The organism is Escherichia sp. MOD1-EC5990 (assembly GCF_002965285.1).
In the GTDB taxonomy this organism is placed as follows: domain Bacteria; phylum Pseudomonadota; class Gammaproteobacteria; order Enterobacterales; family Enterobacteriaceae; genus Escherichia; species Escherichia coli_F.
In genome coordinates, this window is sequence record NZ_PTRV01000087.1 from 1 (window position 1) to 360 (window position 360).

The window sequence follows — 360 nt, forward strand, 5'->3', positions numbered from 1 at the left end:
ATTATTTAATTCTTTCAGCGGAAATTTTTCCTCGAAGGCTTTATTTAGCCGCCCCTGGTTTCCTTTTACAGCGAATACATAATCACCGCCCTGTTTTTGTATCTTCTCTGCAATATCTTTCTGGCAACCCATCGCATCAGTTGTGATGATTTTTCCTTTAATATCCAGCATGTTAAGAAGTTCAGGGATAGCTGTAATTTCATTGGATTTCTCATCCGTCTTGATCTGTCCGATAACCAGACTGTGCATTGTTGAGAACGCACTAATGACACAGGGAAAGATTACGGTGTGCCGTAGGCACAAAGATGCAAAACGGGACGTTTTGCATGTAATAAGCATAAGCTTGTGAAGAGATGGTGG

Annotated in this window: 1 protein-coding gene; it reads right to left on the minus strand. The window is 41.1% G+C overall.

Annotated elements, in window-relative coordinates; translation table 11 throughout:
* A partial coding sequence (locus tag BEB42_RS26005; protein WP_272897080.1) for an ISAs1 family transposase occupies positions 1 to 339 on the minus strand: 339 nt, incomplete at its 3' end.
* Positions 340 to 360: the final 21 nt, after the last annotated feature.